We start from the raw sequence: 15826 nt of genomic DNA, 5'->3' as shown, positions 1-15826 counted from the left end.
GAGCGCGCGTGTCTGCACAGCGACGCGCCGCCAGGGCTGACGCCCGGCGCGCGCTCGTCGCCGGCGAACGTGCGAACAATGCCGCGATAGCCCGCGTGTCGGCGTGCAGACACGCGCGCTCGCGGTGCAAGGGGTGCTACCGGGTCAGTTCCTCGGAACGCTGGATCGTGCCGGTGATACCCGAAGCATCCTGCGCCGCAAGGAATACCGCGGCATCGGCCATGGCTTCCGGCGGTTCGACCATCTCGGGGGGAATCTGCATTCCGGCGCCGCCAGCCTGCCACCCTTCCGTCAGGACGACCCGTGACGGACTCAGGCAGTTGACGGCGATGTTGTCCGGTTTCAGGTCGGTCGCCAGGCCGAGGTAGAGCCGTTCGGCCGCGGCTTTGGACACCCAGTAGGCGTTCGCGCCGTGGTCGGTCATCGTGACGCCGGTCGTCGTGACCGCGATCAGTGATCCGCCGCCGCGTGCCCGCACGTGTGGGATGACCGCTTTCGTCACCAGGAAGACGCCGGTGGTGTTGACGTCGAGGCACAGCTGCCAACGCTTCAGGGGCGTGGATTCGATTGGGCCGAGCCACAATACGCCGGCGTTGGCGACGAGTATGTCGATGCCGCCGAACTCGGCCACCGTCGTCGCGACAGCGGCGTCGACGGAGTCCTCGCTGGTGACGTCGCAGGCGACAGGGATGGCGTCACCGCCCTCGGCGGTGATGCGTTCGGCGACGGAGCCGATGGTGCCCGGCAGCTTGCCCTGCTCTTCGGAGCGCGCGGCCACGGCGACCGACGCGCCCGCGCGCGCGAGCGCGGCGGCGACCGTCGCGCCGATCCCGCGACTGGCGCCTGCGACGAACGCGACCTTGCCGTCGAGCGGACGGATCACTTGGGCGGGAACCGCAAAGCTCCGTCGAGGCGGATGATTTCGCCGTTCAGGTAATCGTTTTCGACGATGCTCTGTGCCAGGCGCGCGTACTCGGTGGAGCGACCCATCCGCTTCGGGAACGGCACCTGCGGACCCCAGTACTGCTCGAGTTGATCGGCAGCCTTGCCGTAGGCCGGGGTGTTGATCGTGCCCGGGGCGATCGTCACGACGCGAATGCCCAGCGGGGACAGATCGCGCGCGGCGACGAGCGTCATGCCCAGGACGCCGCCCTTGGCTGCAGAGTAGGGCAGCTGGCCGATCTGACCTTCGTAGCCTGCAATGGATGCGGTGTTGATGATGACCCCACGTGCGCCCTCGTCGAGTGGCTCGGTCTTTGCGATGGCTGCTGCTGACAGGCGCATGACGTTGAACACCGCGGTCAGGTAGAACTCGATCGTCTTCTTGAACCCCTCGAGGTCCAGCGGGGAGCCGTCCTTGCCGATCAACCGGCCACCGCTGGCGGGACCGCCGTGGGTGTCCACTGAAATGCGCAGTGGTGCCAGCGATTGCGCCTCGGCGATCGCGGCGTTGACCGACTCCTCGGACGTGGCGTCGGTGCGGACGTATCGCACCCCGAGCTCGGATTCCAGGTCCTTGCCCTTGTCATCGGCCAGGTCGGCAACGACCACTTTGGCCCCGGCGGCGACGAGCCTGCGCACCGTCGCCTCACCGAGCCCGCCTGCACCACCGACGACCAGGGCAGAACTTCCGGCGATCTCCATACGGATCCTCCTTGAAACGATGACTCTCTTCAAGAGAGAATATCATTCTCGACAATGGAACGGTTGGCTGTGACTGAGGGAAGTGCCCTGCGTAATCTGTCTGGAGTGACCATCGACGAGCTGATTGCGGCCGCTCGTGGCGGGTCGATGCGAGCAACCGGGCGTCTGCTGAGCGCCGTGGAAAGTCCACGCCGCGCAGAGGTACTGGACGCATTGGGGTCAGTGATCCCGACGCGGGTCGTCGGTGTCACCGGCCCTCCGGGAGCCGGCAAGTCGACGACGGTGGGAGCTCTCGTCGGTGCCTACCGCGCGTCGGGGCTCCGCGTCGGGGTGCTCGCCGTCGACCCGTCGTCGCCGTACAGCGGCGGTGCGCTGTTGGGCGACCGGATCCGGATGGTCGCGCATATCAACGATCCTGACGTGCTGATCCGGTCGGTCGCCACCCGCGGTCATCTCGGCGGCCTTGCCGCCGCCGTGCCCGCGGCGATCAGACTGCTCTCGGCGCTGGGTTATGACCTGGTGATCCTGGAGACGGTCGGCGTCGGGCAGTCGGAGATCGAGATCGCCGCGATCGCCGACCCGACGGTGGTCATCCTCAATCCCGGTGCCGGTGATGCGATTCAGGCCGCCAAGGCGGGGCTCCTGGAGGTGGCCGACATCGTCGTGGTCAACAAGGCAGACCGCGACGGGGCCGATCAGACAGTGCGCGACCTGCGCGCCGAGACCCATGCACCGATCCTCAAACTCGTTGCAGCCCAGGGTGATGGGCTAGCCGAGCTGGTGGGTGTCATCGATGCCCATCATCGTTCCGATACCCGGGAGCGGCGGGCGGCGCGGGCACGTACCCAGATCCTTTCGCTGGCGCAGACGCTGCTGCACAACCATCCCGATCTGGATCGGCTGGCGACCTCGGTGGCCGACGGCGGCGAGGATGCCTACACCGCCGCCGAGGGGCTGTTCGCGACGGACACCGCGTCCGCGCGAGAAGGCCGTCGCGGCGACAGCTGAGGTCTCAGGACACCGATTTGCCTGTGGCTGCGGTGTAGCCGGCGCGGTATCCGAACACCATGGCGGGGCCGATGGTACCGCCCGCGCCGCCGTAAGCCTTTCCGGTGGCCCCCGCCATCGCGTTGCCCGCCGCAAACAGGCCGGTGATGGCGGCGCCGCTGACGTGCAGGACGCGCCCGTCGCGGTCGGTGCGCGGACCACCCTTCGTGCCCATGGCGCCGACGGACACGGGCACCGCGAAGTACGGTGCCGCATCGATGGGGCCGAGGGTCTGCCCCGCCGTCGTGGACGCCGAGTTGTCCCCCCAGTAGCCGTCGTAAGCGCTTGCGCCGCGCCCGAAGTCGGGGTCGCGCTCGTCGGCGACGTTCGCGTTCCACGCTGCGAGGGTGGCGGCCAAGCCCACGGGGTCGATCCCGGTCTTCTCGCCGAGTTCGTCGAGATCGGTGGACTGGCAGAACCAGTCCGGCACAGGTCCGTCCGGTTCGACGCCGAGGAAACCGTAGTGCTTGAGGTGCAGGGAATCGAAGACGATCCACGCCGGGTCGTTGGCGTAGCCAAGCTTGGGGTCCAGGTAATGGAACGGCCCGGCCATCGAGTTGTATTCGCCTGCCTCGTTCAGGAATCGCTTACCCGCCCGGTTGACGATGATGCTGCGCGGACGCGTGCGCTCGAGCCGAACGCTTCTGCTTCGCGGTTGCCCTTCGAAAGTATCGCCGGGGATCTTCACGATCGGCACCCACCAGGCCTCACCCATATTGGCGAGGTCTGCGCCGTGAGCCATCGCCATCCGCAGGCCGTCGCCCGTGTTGTTCGGGGGAGACACGGCACCTCGCATCGGTCCGCGCAGGTGTGCCTCGACCAGTTGCTTGTCCCATTCGAAACCGCCGGTGCCCAGGATCACGCCTTTGTGGGCGCGCACGAGAAAGTCGTTGTCGCCCTGCTGAATCCGAATACCGGTGATGCCCAGTGCATCGGAGACGAGTTCGATCGCGCGTGCCCCGGTGTGTGGGGTGACTCCGAGGTCGAGGAGACCTCGCAGCAGACCTGCGATAAGGGCGGTGCCCGCGACGCAGAAGTTTCCGGATTCGCTGTCGACCGAGGCGTGGATGCGGGCGCGGGTTTCGGCGTCGATTCCGACGTTGCTGAAGTCGGCGGGGAACGAGGAGATCCGGTCGCTCCACTCGTCGAGCCGCGCGAGGTCGAAAGGTTTGGCGTTCAACGATCGTCCGCCGCCTGGCTTTCCGCCTGGCAGTTCGGGTTTGTAGTCGGGGAAACCGGCGGCCACTTCGAAGACGAGATCGCTGTGTTGTTCGACGAAGTCGAGCATGGCGCCGCCGGTCGTCACGAAGGTCTCGACGAGTTCGTCGTCCATGAAGCCCAGCGATTGCGCCCGGAGGTAGGCCATCGCGTCGTCGGCGGTCAACTCGGCGTCTGCGGCGCGGTTGTGTGCGGGAATCCAGACGATCCCCCCGGAGACGGCGGTCGTCCCGCCCACCGTCGCGGCCTTCTCGTAGACCTCCACTGTGGCACCGTTGACCGCCGCGGCCAGTGCTGCGGTCAGCCCCGCACCTCCACTGCCCAGAACGACGACATCGACCTCGTGATCCCAGTCGGACACCGCTGTCCCCTTTCTGTTCGTCAGCTCAGGATCGCCGACAATTCGTTGGCCGCCTTGATGACTGAGTCGCGTCCGTCCATGACGACATCTTCACGGTGCGAGATCAGGTTGATGCAGGTAGGCGGCGACGGCGACTTGCGCCGGACGGGCACTGCCAGCCCATAGGTGTTCGGCTCGATCTCGCCGTGGGTGATCACCCAGCCCTGCTGGCGCGTCTGCTGGACGAGCTCCCGCTCCATCGGTCGGGGCGGCATGCTGGCCAGCAAGGCGAGGCCCGCGGCCCCGCGGTCGAGCGGATACCGGCTGCCCTCGTGGAATGCGAGTTGGTAGTAGACGTTCGTCGGAACCATCACGGCGACGGCAACCTGTTGGTCGCCCTCGGCGACCAACAGGGACACCGTCGTGCCGAGTTCGTCGGCGAGGCCGCGCAGCGTGGGAACGCTCAGCTGGCGCACGTTGTTGTCGAACGACGCACCGAGCACCGCGAGTGCAGCCGCGGATCGGTAGCGGCCGTCCTCACCCTTGACGACGAATCGGTACTGGGCCAGCGTGCTGAGCAGGCGGTAGGCGATGGTGCGGTGCACCCCGATGTCGTCGGCGACCTGCGCCACCGTCAGCCCGGTCGGCGAGCTCGCGACCAACTGCAACGCGTTCAACCCACGGGCCAAGGTCTGGGATCCGGGGGCGCCGGAACCCGCGTTCGGGTTTCCGGGATCAGGCATACGGACCTTCCTTGACAGACGCTCTTGTGAGAGTGATGCTCTGACTATAGTGCACATGTATGTGCGATAAATGAGCAGACTGCTTACAAAATACGAGAATCCAATTCTCGCCGTCAAGGGTTTCAGGCCGAGTCTCCAAGGAAGGGGCGCAGGGGTGACGGAGTTCGAGAGCGTATGGAGCGACTTGCAGGGCGTCGCGTTCTCACAGGGCTATCTCGATGTCGGCGGGGTGCGCACCCGCTACCTGCACGCCGGTGACCGGGCCAATCCTCCGCTGGTTTTCCTGCACGGCTCGGGCGGTCACGCCGAGGCTTACGTGCGCAATCTCGAAGCCCACGCCGAGCACTTCTCCACCTGGTCGATCGACATGCTCGGCCACGGATACACCGACAAGCCCGGCCATCCACTCGAAGTCGCGCACTACGTCAAGCACCTCGCCGGATTCCTGGACGCCATCGACGCGCCGCGCGCCCATATCAGCGGCGAATCGCTCGGCGGGTGGGTCGCCGCGCGGATCGCCTCCGATCACCCCGAACGTGTCGAACGCCTGGTGCTCAACACCGCGGGCGGGTCGCAGGCCGATCCCGAGGTGATGAAGCGGATCATCACGCTGTCGATGGCGGCCGCCGAGAATCCGACCTGGGAGACCGTGCAGGCACGCATCAAATGGCTGATGGCCGACAAGTCCAAGGACTACGATGACATCGTCGCCAGCCGCCAGCGCGTCTATCGGCAGCCGGGATTCGTCAACGCCATGCGGGACATCATGGCGCTACAGGATCCAGAGATCCGCGCGCGGAACCTCCTCGGCCCGAAGGAATATGGCGCTATTACCGCGCCCACGCTGGTGGTCTGGACGAGCGACGATCCGACGGCTGACGTCGAAGAGGGCCGTCGGATGGCGTCGATGATCCCGGGTGCGCGCTTCGAGGTGATGCCGGGCTGCGGGCACTGGCCGCAGTACGAGGATCCGAAGACGTTCGACCGATTGCACCTGGATTTCCTGCTGGGGCGCGCGTGACAGCAACAGATTTCGACGTCGTCATCGTCGGCGCAGGGCCTGCAGGGCTCACATTGGCGAATATTCTTGGCCTGCAAGGTGTCCGGACCCTGGTTGTCGATGAGCGCGACAAGCTGATCGACTATCCCCGAGGCGTCGGACTCGACGACGAGTCATTGCGCACATTCCAGGCGATCGGTCTCGTCGACCGCGTCCTGCCGCACACCGTGCCCAATCAGATTCTTCGCTTCTTCGACGGCAAGCGAAACCTGCTCGCCGAGATGGCACCACCTGACGCGCGGTTCGGCTGGCCTAAACGCAACGGCTTCGTCCAGCCGATGGTCGACGCCGAATTGTTCGGCGGACTGGACAGATTCGACAACGTCGAGGTCCGATTCGGGCACCGGATGTACAACTGCGTCGAAAGCTCCGACGGCGTCACCGTCGAGTTCGACGGCGGGCAGGCGGCCGTTTCGGCACGCTATGTCGTCGGCTGTGACGGCGGCCGTAGCGCGACCCGCCGCCTGATGGGCGTGTCGTTCGACGGAACGACGTCGTCGACGCGCTGGCTGGTGGTCGACATCGCCAACGACCCGCTGGGGCATCCCAACAGCGAGGTCGGTGCGGATCCGAAGCGGCCCTACGTCTCGATCTCCATCGCTCATGGCATCCGGCGCTTCGAGTTCATGATCCACCCCGACGAAACGGACGAAGAGGCCGACGATCCGGCATTCGTCAGAAGGATGCTGGCACAGCTGATTCCGTATCCCGAGCGGGTCGACATGATCCGGCATCGGGTTTACACGCATCACTCCCGCATCGCCGGATCGTTTCGCGAAGGCCGGCTCATGCTCGCCGGTGACGCCGCCCACCTGATGCCGGTGTGGCAGGGGCAGGGCTACAACAGCGGTATCCGCGACGCGGCCAACCTCGGCTGGAAGCTGGCCGCGGTCGTCAACGGCAACGCCGGTGACGCACTGCTGGACTCCTATGACGTCGAGCGGCGCAAGCACGCGCGGGCGATGATCGACCTGTCCACGATGGTCGGCCGCGTCATCTCCCCGACGAATCGGCGGGTCGCCGCTCTGCGGGACCGGGTGATTCACGCGGCGTCGGCGGTGCCGACGCTCAAGCGCTACGTGCTGGAGATGCGGTTCAAGCCGATGCCGCGCTATCAGCAGGGGGCGGTCCACCACGGCACGCATGCGTTGGCCAATTCGCCGACAGGAACGTTGTTCATCCAGCCGCGTGTCGATACCCGCGATGCGCAGAACGTTCTGCTCGACGAGATCCTCGGATCAGGATTCGCCGTGCTGTGCTGGAGCAACAACCTGCGCGCCGTGCTCGGTGAGGAAGCCTTCGCGCAGTGGAAGACGTTGGGCGCCAGCTTCATCGAGGTGCGACCGATGAGCCAGTTGCGTTGGCCGGGCCACGACGACCCCGACGTAACTGTGGTCGGCGACCTCACCGGCGCCCTCAAAGCATGGTTCGACGTCTACACCGAATCGGTGCTGTTCGTCCGTCCCGACCGCTGCATCGCCAGCGCATGTATCGCGCAGCGCGCGCCGGAAGTCTCCGACGCGCTGTTCTCGGCGCTGTACCTCACCCAGGAAGGAGTAACCGATGGCCAACAGCGAGATCGCGCTGTGCTGCATGTCGCACAGCCCGCTGCTGAACCTTCCGGGACCGTCTCGGGAACTCCTTGACGACATCGAACGCGCCATCGGGGCCGCCAGGGACTTCGTCGCCGCGTTCGACCCTGAGCTCGTCGTCATCTTCTCGCCCGATCACTACAACGGGTTCTTCTACCGCGCGATGCCGCCGTTCTGCATCGGCACCGAAGCCGCCGGTGTCGGCGACTACGGCACTTACCAGGGCCCGCTCGACGTCCCGGCAGATCTGGCCACCCACTGTGCGCGTGCCGTTCTCGATGCCGATGTCGACGTGGCGATTTCGGCGGCGATGGACGTCGACCACGGCACCGTGCAGCCTCTGCAGAAGCTCTTCGGGGATGCAACGGCCAAGCCGGTGATCCCGGTGTTCATCAATTCGGTGGCTACCCCGCTCGGTCCGATCCGGCGGGTCCGCCGGCTCGGCGCCGCCGTCGGCTCTCACCTCGCCACGCTCGGGAAGCGGGTACTGATCATCGGCTCGGGTGGGCTCTCACACGATCCGCCGGTCCCGACGCTCGCCACCGCACCACCGGCGGCTCTGGACCGCATCGTCCGCGGGGCGCCGATGAGCACCGAAGCGCGCCAGGCCCGCCAGACCGCGGTGATGGAGGCTGCGCGCGAGTTCGCCTCGGGACAGGGAAAACTCGCGCCGCTCAACCCGGACTGGGACCACGCGTTCCTCGACCTCCTCGACAGCGGACGGCTCGCCGACGTGGACGCCTGGGACAACGCATGGATTGCCGCGCAGGCGGGTAACTCCGCGCACGAGGTCAGAACCTGGGTGGCTGCCTTCGCGGCGCTCGCCGCACAGGGCAACTACGAAACCAGCAGCCGGTTCTACCGCGCAGCGCCGGAACTGATCGCCGGTTTCGCCATCCGAACGGCGGTGTGTCCTTGACCGACCAACCCTTCGACCACGTCACCGACGTCCTGGTGATCGGATCCGGGGGCGGCGGCATGACGGCCGCCCTCGCAGCCGACGCCGCGGGCCTCGACACCCTCGTGGTGGAGAAGTCGTCACGGTTCGGCGGCTCCACGGCGTTGTCCGGCGGCGGGATCTGGGTTCCGGGTGCACCCTCGCAGCGCAGAGAAGGTCACGTACCCGACCCCGACGAGGTTTTCACCTACCTCAAGGAGATCACCGGCGGGCTGGTCAGCGATGCCAGGCTGCGCAAGTACGTCGATGCTGCACCCGAGATGATGGAGTTCCTCGAAAAGCGCAGCCCGTGGCTGGAATTCGTGTGGAAGCCGGGATACGCCGACTACTATCCCGAGGCGCCCGGCGGCTCGGCCCTGGGCAGCACGATCAACGTGCCCGAGATCGACCTCCGGGTGCTCGGCGACGAGGAGCAGAACCTGCTCGCCCCACTGGCGCTGGCACCCAAGGGGATCTGGTTCGCCCCCAAGGATCTTCGGCTGTTCTACCAGGTCCGTCAGTCGTGGCGCGGGAAAGCCGTGCTGCTGAAGCTCATCTGGCGAATGTTCCGGGCCAGGGTGTTCGGCGACAGGATGGCCGCCATCGGTCAGTCGCTGGTCGCCCGGCTCCGGCTTGCCATGAAACAGCAGAACATCCCGCTGTGGCTGAACTCCCCGATGACGGAACTGATCACGGATGTCGACGGAAGGGTCGTGGGCGCGGTGATCGAAAAGGAGGGCCAAGCGCTGCGGGTCAGGGCACACGGTGGTGTCGTACTCGCCAGCGGTGGTTTCGATCACGACATGCAGTGGCGCCTCCAACATCTTCCCGAGTTGGCCCGCGTTGCGGAGATGGCGGGACCGGACAAGGACTGGAGCTTCGGCAATCCGGCGTCGACGGGCGACGGGATCCGGGCGGGCGAGAAGGTGGGCGCAGCAACGGAACTGCTCGACGAAGCCTGGTGGTTCCCCGCCATCTGCTGGCCTGACGGCCGGCTGCAGTTCATGCTGAACGAGCGCATGATGCCGGCCCAGTTCATCGTCAACGGTGCGGGGAAGCGCTTCATCAACGAGGCGGCGCCCTACATGGACTTCGCTCACGCCATGATCGACGGCGAGCGTACCGGCGTCACCCACATCCCGTGCTGGCTCATCACCGACATCCGGTCGTTCCACCGGTATGTCGTCGGCGGCCACTTGCCGATTCCGAAGGTGCCCTTCGCCCCCGTGCCGACGGGATGGAAGGTGCCAGCGGCATGGCTGGAGTCCGGAGTCGTCAAGACCGGCAGCACGTGGGAGGAACTTGCCCGCGAAATAGGCGTTCCCGGTGCCGAATTGCGCAACACCGCAGAACGATTCAACGCGCTGGCGCTCAAGGGACACGACGACGACTTCAGCCGCGGCGACAGCGCCTATGACAACTACTATGGCGATCAGACGCTGCAGAACCCCAACCTGCACCCCCTCGGCAAGCCGCCCTACTACGCGTTCCAGATCATCCTCGGCGATCTCGGCACATCCGGCGGATTGAGCACCGACGAGGACGCCCGTGTGCTGCGTCCCGACGGCAGCGCGATCGACGGGCTCTACGCGGTGGGCAACGCGTCGGCCGCGGTGATGGGCCGCAGTTATGCCGGAGCCGGCGCCACCATCGGACCGGCGATGGCGTTCGGCTATGTCGCCGCACAACACATCGCCGGCTCCAGAACCGAAGCCCACCTACTCAGTCAGCCATCGGAAGCCCTGAAAGCCCCGGACCTTCAAGGAGGTAACCAGTAATGAAGATTTCCCTGTTCTACGAGTTCCCGCTGCCACGCCCATGGGGTGAAAACGACGAACACCAGCTGTTCCAGCACGGTCTCGACGAGGTGGAGCTCGCCGACAAAGCAGGGTTCTCCACGGTGTGGCTCACCGAGCACCACTTCCTCGAGGAGTACTGCCACTCGACGGCGCCGGAAATGTTCCTGGCCGCGGCAAGCCAGCGCACCAAGAACATTCGCCTGGGCTTCGGCGTCATGCACTTGCCGCCGCCGATCAACCACCCGGCACGCATCGCCGAGCGCGTGGCGACACTGGATCACCTGTCCAACGGCAGAGTCGAATTCGGCACCGGCGAAGGGTCGTCGGTCGCCGAACTCGGTGGCTTCAACATCGACCCCGCCGACAAACGCACGATGTGGGAAGAGGCACTGGAGGTCTCGATCCGCTGTATGACCGAGGCGCCGTTCACCGGCTTCAAGGGCGAGCACGTCGAGATGCCGGCCCGCAACGTCGTCCCCAAGCCGTTGCAGAGTCCGCACCCGCCGGTGTGGGTGGCCTGCACCCGGCCGTCGTCGGTCGGCATGGCTGCCGAGAAGGCCATCGGCGCACTGAGTTTCGCCTATACCGGCCCGGAAGCACTCAAGGAGCGCGTCGACGGCTACTACCGGGACTTCGAGGAGAAGGGCACGCCCGTCACTCCGGCGATCAACCCGAATCTGCTGGCCATCGGCGGCGACCTGTCGATGATGGTGGCCAAGACCGACGAGGAGGCGCTCAAGCGACTCGGAACGGGCGGCGGCTTCTTCTCGTTCGGGATCATGCACTACTACATCAACGGCATGCACACACCGGGCCGGACCGGTGTCTGGGACCTCTACCAGAACGCGGTCAAGGAGGATCCGACCCTGGCCTACGGTCCCGGCCGCGGTGCCATCGGTTCGCCGGAGACGGTGCGCGAGTTCCTGCGCGGCTACGAGGCCAGCGGTGTCGACGAGATCATCCTGTTGCTCAATCCGCGTAGCCACGAGGGCACGATGGAGTCCATCGAGATCATGGGCAAGGAGATCCTGCCGGAGTTCATCGAGCGCGACGCGAAAGCTGTGAAGGACAAGGCGAAGCGTCTCGAACCGGTGATCGAGAAGGTCGAGGCACGCCGGCAGTCCTGGGATGCGCCGCTGTTCGACGAGACCTATGCCTTCGGTGGGTTGCCCACCGGCCGCGGTGGCAAGTTCACCGCAGGCGAGATCCCCGAGGCCATGGCCGAGATCAACGAGGGCCGGGTGAAGGCCGCGCAAGCCGAAAAGGACGCGAAATCGTCCACAGAGGCCGCGGGCTGAGCGACACTCACGACCGTGGTTCAGAGCGACGGACTGTTCCGCTATGACGGCAGGTGCGTAGTCGTGACCGGCTGCGCGTCGGGTATCGGTGCGGCGCTGGCACAACTGGTGAGCGGGCTTGGGGCCCACGTTGTCGGCCTCGATGTCCGGCCACCGGCCGCGGATTTCGGTGTCGCGGAGTTTCACGCTGTCGACCTGGCCGACGAAGGGTCGATCGCCGACGCGGTGGCCACCCTCGACGGCCCGGTCGACGCGCTGTTCAACGTCGCCGGGGTGTCCTCGGGAATCAAGGATCCGCTGCGGGTCGTCACGATCAATTTTCTCGGCATGCGGCGGTTCACCGAGGCGCTCATCCCGTTGATGCCACCGGGTTCGGCGATCGCCAACGTGTCCTCACTGGCGGCATCGCAGTACCTCGCCAATGCGTCGGTGACGCTGGGATTGCTCGACACGGGATCGTTCGCCGAGGGCGTCGAGTGGTGTCAACACCACCCCGACGCGCTGGCCGACGGCGGCTATCGGCTGTCCAAAGAGGCGATCATCCTCTACGGCATGCGTGCAGTGACGGCGCTGGGAACCAAGGGAATCCGCGTCAACTGCACCGCTCCCGGGGTGACCGACACGCCTATTCTCGACCAGCTGCGGGGCGCCTACGGGCAAGGTTTCCTGGACGCCTTCAGCAACCCTCTGGGCCGCCACGCGGACGCCGATGAACAGGCCAGCGTGCTGGCATTCCTGAACAGCGCGGCAGCCCGGCACATCACCGGTCACGTCATCTGGGTCGACGGCGGCACGGTGGCCGAGCGCGAGTTCGACCAGTTACGAGCAAAGGACCTTTCATGACCGGCACGATGAGCGACTTCCGCAAGGCGGGGGACGAGGTCCGCAACTGGGGACGCTGGGGGGACGACGACGAGCTGGGGACGCTGAACTTCATCACGCCGGAGAAGGTCGCCGAGGCGGCCGGTCTGGTGAAGCAGGGCAAGGTCATCTCGCTGGGCGGAGACTTCAGCGCGGGAGGCCCGCAGGGAGCGTTCAAGTTCCGGCAGAACCCGGTGCACGTGATGACGGTCGACGGCGGCGACGCCTCGACGCTGGTCCAGTACGGCCCCGAATGGCTCCGCAACGCGGTCGCCGCAGATGTCAGTGCGTTCTTCGCCGACAACCCCTTCCGGTTCAACGACGACCTCATCGTGATGCCGTTGCAGGCGGCCACCCAGTGGGACGCGATGTCGCACGTCTACTACGAGGACAAGCTCTACAACGGATTCCCGGCGGATTCGGTGACCAGCTTCGGCGCCTACCATCTGGGCATCGAGAAGGTCGACAGCAAGGGCATCACGTCGCGCGGAGTCCTGCTCGACGTCGTGGCCCACCGGGGTGCCGACGTGTTCTGTGAGCCCGGAAATCCGGTCACCCCAGACGAACTGGACGACATCGTCGCCAAGCAGAACGTCGAGATCCGTTCCGGGGACATCGTCGTCGTGCACACCGGATGGTGGACGCGCTTCCTGGCCACCGGGGACGGCGCCGAGGCGGGCTCGGGACTTTACTGGACGTGCGCCTCCTGGCTGCACCGGCACGAAGTCGCCGCCGTCGCCGCCGACAACCTGATGGTCGAGGACCCCAACCCTGCCAACGGTGTCGACGGCACGTTTCTGCCGATGCACATGCTGTGCCTGCGGGATATGGGTCTGATGCTCGGTGAGTACTGGGATCTCGGCCCGCTCGCCGCCGACTGCGCCGCCGACGGCATCTACGAATTCCAGCTCGTCGCACCGCCGCTGAAGGTCGTCGGTGCGGTGGGAGCCCCTGTCAGCCCTATTGCGATCAAGTGAGTGGACCAGTGACCGATACCAACCAACCGTTCATCGTCGGCCTCGGCGGAACCCTGAGGGCCAACTCGTCGACCGAGCGCGCGCTGCGGTACTGCCTTGAGGCAGTGGAGAAGCAGGGCGGTCGCACTCGGCTGTTCGCGGCCGAGGAGCTCGACCTGCCGATGTACGCGCCACATGAACTCGAACGCACCCCGCGCGCACTCGAACTGGTCAAGACGCTGCGCGACGCCGATGCCGTCGTCGTCGGCTCTCCCGGCTATCACGGTGCGGTGTCCGGCCTGGTGAAGAACGCCCTCGACTACATCGAAGACCTCCGCGAGGATCCACGCGTCTATCTCGACAACACTCCGTGGGGCTGTATCAGCTGCGCCTACGGTTGGCAGGCAGCAGTCGGCACGTTGACGCAGCTGCGCAGTATCGGTCACGCACTGCGCGCGTGGCCGACGCCGCTGGGCGTCGCGATCAACTCGGCCGATCCGATCTGGGATCCCTCCGGAGCCCTCGCGGAAACCGACCAGGGCAAAGTCGTGGCCAATCAGCTCGAACTACTGGCCACCCAGGTCCTCGCGTTCGCCCAGACAAACAGAGAGACGACGTGAGCGCGCCCGCGCTCGAAGCGAGATCGGTGCCGGTCGACGGTCTTGTCACCGGATATCTGGAAGCGGGACAAGGGGATCCGGTCGTCCTGCTGCACGGCGGGGAGTTCGGGGCCAATGCCAGGATCGGGTGGGAGCACACGATCGGAGCGCTGGCGACCAGATACCGCGTGCTGGCGCCGGACATGCTCGGCTTCGGGGATTCGGCCAAGGTCGTCGACTTCACCGATGGCCGTGGGATGCGGATCCGCCACATCGCCCGGTTCTGCGAGGTGATGGGCGTCGCCTCGGCGCATTTCGTCGGGAACTCCATGGGAGCGATCAACCTCCTCGTCGACGCCACGTCGGATGCACCGGTGCTGCCCGTGCGCAGCCTGGTCACGATCTGCGGGGGCGGAGAGATCCAGCGCAACGAGCATGTCAGCGCGCTCTACGAATACGACGCCACCTTCGACGGCATGCGCCGCATCGTCACCGCGCTGTTCGCCGACGAGTCGTTCTCCGACGACGGACACTACGTGCGCCGTCGCTACGAGTCGAGCGTGGCACCGGGAGCGTGGGAGTCGTTGGCGGCAGCGAGGTTTCGGCGGCCTGGCCTGGAACCTCCCGCGACACCGAGCAGTGCGCGAGCATACGACCGCATCACCGTCCCGACGCTGGTGGTCGAGGGCGGGGCGGACAAGCTTCTGCCCGCAGGCTGGGCTGCCGAGATCGCCGGACAGGTCAAACACGGCCGGTCTGCGGTGGTCGACGACGCGGGGCACTGCCCGCAGATCGAGAAGCCCGACGTCGTCAACGAATTGCTGCTCGAGTTCTTCGAAGGGGTTACGAATGACTGAACTTGCCGGCAAGGTCGCGATCGTCACCGGCGGTGCGTCGGGCATCGGCCGCGGTATCGCCGAGCGGTTCGCCGCCGAAGGTGCGCATCTGGTGATCGCCGATGTTCGTGACGATCTCGGTGAATCCTTGGCAGTGGAACTGAATTCAGGCGGCGCGAAGGTGGTCTACCTCCACACCGATGTCGGCGACCAGGCTCAGGTGGCCGAGCTGGTGCAGGCAGCGGTGTCGACGTTCGGTGGTTTGCATGTGATGGTGAACAACGCAGGCATCTCCAGCCCGCTGCGCAAGGGCCTCTTCCACGAGGACCTCGAAGAGTTCGACCGCGTGATGCGCGTGAACCTGCTCGGGGTGATGGCGGGCACCCGCGATGCCGCGCGGCACATGGCCGACAATGGTGGCGGTTCAATCGTCAATCTCGGTTCGATCGGCGGTATCCAGGCCGGCGGGGGAGTCTCGACGTACCGGGCGTCGAAGGCAGCCATCATCCACTTCACGAAATGCGCGGCGATCGAGCTCGCGCACTATGAGGTCCGGGTCAACTGCCTCGCCCCGGGCAACATCCCCACTCCGATCCTGGCGTCGTCGGCTACGGACGAGGACCGCGAGAAGCTGGAGCGTTTCGAGGCCAGGATCCGGCAGCAGATGCGCGACGACAGGCCGCTCAAGAGAGAAGGCACGGCCGACGACGTGGCAGAAGCGGCGCTGTACCTGGCCACCGACCGGTCGCGCTATGTCACCGGCACCGTACTGCCCGTCGACGGGGGCACGGTGGCGGGCAAGGTGATCGTCCGCAGGGCGCCGAAGGCCGCAAATCCGGACGATGCGACGGCGGAGACCAGCGACAACCAGCGGTGATACCTTTAAATCAGTCGCT

The 15826-nt window shown here is 66.3% G+C and carries 15 protein-coding genes; 11 read left to right on the top strand and 4 right to left on the bottom strand.

The window, feature by feature from the left end:
• Positions 1 to 136 precede the first annotated feature (136 nt).
• Together P9A17_RS28600 and P9A17_RS28595 are read right to left on the bottom strand one after the other, a co-directional pair.
• Entirely contained in the window at positions 137 to 880 is a 744-nt protein-coding gene (locus P9A17_RS28600; protein WP_278042276.1) for an SDR family oxidoreductase, read from the bottom strand.
• Entirely contained in the window at positions 880 to 1644 is a 765-nt protein-coding gene (locus P9A17_RS28595) for an SDR family NAD(P)-dependent oxidoreductase (RefSeq protein ID WP_278042151.1), read from the bottom strand. The genes P9A17_RS28600 and P9A17_RS28595 overlap by 1 nt, the downstream gene beginning before the upstream one ends.
• Positions 1645 to 1749: 105 nt before the next feature.
• On the opposite strand from P9A17_RS28595, the gene P9A17_RS28590 reads away from it, so the two are divergent.
• Positions 1750 to 2652, top strand: a complete 903-nt coding sequence (locus tag P9A17_RS28590; RefSeq protein WP_278042150.1) for a GTP-binding protein — start codon at positions 1750 to 1752, stop codon at positions 2650 to 2652.
• 4 nt (positions 2653 to 2656) lie between these two features.
• Here P9A17_RS28590 and P9A17_RS28585 read toward each other — a convergent pair whose 3' ends face one another.
• Entirely contained in the window at positions 2657 to 4270 is a 1614-nt protein-coding gene (locus tag P9A17_RS28585) for an FAD-dependent oxidoreductase (protein WP_278042149.1), read from the bottom strand.
• A 20-nt stretch (positions 4271 to 4290) separates the two neighbouring features.
• Positions 4291 to 4992 carry a helix-turn-helix domain-containing protein gene (locus P9A17_RS28580; protein WP_278042148.1) on the bottom strand — a complete coding sequence of 234 codons (702 nt, stop codon included), beginning with the start codon at positions 4990 to 4992 and terminating at the stop codon, positions 4291 to 4293.
• Positions 4993 to 5146: 154 nt separating this feature from the next.
• On the opposite strand from P9A17_RS28580, the gene P9A17_RS28575 reads away from it, so the two are divergent.
• From P9A17_RS28575 to P9A17_RS28530, 10 genes are read left to right on the top strand one after another with little or no spacing between them, the layout of a single operon-like run.
• Positions 5147 to 6013, top strand: coding sequence for an alpha/beta hydrolase (locus P9A17_RS28575; protein ID WP_278042147.1), 867 nt, complete (start codon positions 5147 to 5149; stop codon positions 6011 to 6013).
• The gene (locus tag P9A17_RS28570) at positions 6010 to 7698 is read left to right on the top strand and encodes a bifunctional 3-(3-hydroxy-phenyl)propionate/3-hydroxycinnamic acid hydroxylase (protein ID WP_278042146.1); all 1689 of its coding nucleotides are present in this window, start codon (positions 6010 to 6012) and stop codon (positions 7696 to 7698) included. The genes P9A17_RS28575 and P9A17_RS28570 overlap by 4 nt, the downstream gene beginning before the upstream one ends.
• Positions 7646 to 8563 carry a 3-carboxyethylcatechol 2,3-dioxygenase gene (locus tag P9A17_RS28565; RefSeq protein ID WP_278042275.1) on the top strand — a complete coding sequence of 306 codons (918 nt, stop codon included), beginning with the start codon at positions 7646 to 7648 and terminating at the stop codon, positions 8561 to 8563. Before P9A17_RS28570 ends, P9A17_RS28565 begins: the two co-directional genes overlap by 53 nt.
• Positions 8554 to 10359: an FAD-binding protein gene (locus tag P9A17_RS28560; protein WP_278042145.1), complete on the top strand. Its 1806-nt coding sequence runs from the start codon at positions 8554 to 8556 to the stop codon at positions 10357 to 10359. The genes P9A17_RS28565 and P9A17_RS28560 overlap by 10 nt, the downstream gene beginning before the upstream one ends.
• Entirely contained in the window at positions 10359 to 11678 is a 1320-nt protein-coding gene (locus P9A17_RS28555; RefSeq protein ID WP_278042144.1) for an LLM class flavin-dependent oxidoreductase, read from the top strand. Before P9A17_RS28560 ends, P9A17_RS28555 begins: the two co-directional genes overlap by 1 nt.
• A gap of 15 nt (positions 11679 to 11693) precedes the next feature.
• Positions 11694 to 12521, top strand: coding sequence for a coniferyl-alcohol dehydrogenase (locus tag P9A17_RS28550; RefSeq protein WP_278042143.1), 828 nt, complete (start codon positions 11694 to 11696; stop codon positions 12519 to 12521).
• Positions 12518 to 13516: a cyclase family protein gene (locus P9A17_RS28545; protein WP_278042142.1), complete on the top strand. Its 999-nt coding sequence runs from the start codon at positions 12518 to 12520 to the stop codon at positions 13514 to 13516. Before P9A17_RS28550 ends, P9A17_RS28545 begins: the two co-directional genes overlap by 4 nt.
• Positions 13517 to 13524: 8 nt before the next feature.
• Positions 13525 to 14115 (top strand): NAD(P)H-dependent oxidoreductase, encoded by a 591-nt coding sequence (locus P9A17_RS28540; RefSeq protein ID WP_278042141.1) that lies wholly within the window; start codon positions 13525 to 13527, stop codon positions 14113 to 14115.
• Positions 14112 to 14951 (top strand): alpha/beta hydrolase, encoded by an 840-nt coding sequence (locus P9A17_RS28535; RefSeq protein WP_278042140.1) that lies wholly within the window; start codon positions 14112 to 14114, stop codon positions 14949 to 14951. The genes P9A17_RS28540 and P9A17_RS28535 overlap by 4 nt, the downstream gene beginning before the upstream one ends.
• Entirely contained in the window at positions 14944 to 15807 is an 864-nt protein-coding gene (locus tag P9A17_RS28530; protein ID WP_278042139.1) for an SDR family oxidoreductase, read from the top strand. Before P9A17_RS28535 ends, P9A17_RS28530 begins: the two co-directional genes overlap by 8 nt.
• The last annotated feature ends 19 nt before the right edge of the window (positions 15808 to 15826 follow it).

This window comes from Mycobacterium sp. 236(2023), assembly GCF_029623955.1.
Classification (GTDB): Bacteria; Actinomycetota; Actinomycetes; order Mycobacteriales; family Mycobacteriaceae; genus Mycobacterium.
This window is presented reverse-complemented; position numbering and strand designations above follow the sequence as displayed.